The following is a 247-nucleotide window of genomic DNA, read 5'->3' as shown; positions in this document are numbered from 1 at the left end:
GCGGCCTCTGCCGGCCGCTGCTGACCAGGCCGGCGTCCTGCAGCACCCGCAGGTGCTTGGACACCGCCTGGACGGTCATGTCGTAGGGTGCGGCGAGCTCGTTGACGGTGGCGTCCCCCACCGCCAGCGCCGAGAACACCCGGGACAGCGTGTCCGCCGCCACCACCGGCACTCCCCCTCCGCATTCCCCAGGCCGGCCACGATCAGCCGGCCACTTCCTCAACCGATTGGTTGAATACCGAGCTTA

The 247-nt window shown here is 70.0% G+C and carries 1 protein-coding gene; it reads right to left on the bottom strand.

Annotated features, from left to right (window positions below; translation table 11 throughout):
• Positions 1-163 (bottom strand): ArsR family transcriptional regulator (locus FMEAI12_RS28860; RefSeq protein WP_146776786.1); only part of this gene is annotated, 163 nt, incomplete at its 3' end.
• Between the last annotated feature and the right edge of the window lie 84 nt (positions 164-247).

The organism is Parafrankia sp. Ea1.12, from assembly GCF_900465275.1.
In the GTDB taxonomy this organism is placed as follows: domain Bacteria; phylum Actinomycetota; class Actinomycetes; order Frankiales; family Frankiaceae; genus Parafrankia; species Parafrankia soli.
The sequence above is the reverse complement of the archived record's forward strand: the minus strand, read 5'-3'. Positions and strand labels throughout refer to the sequence as shown.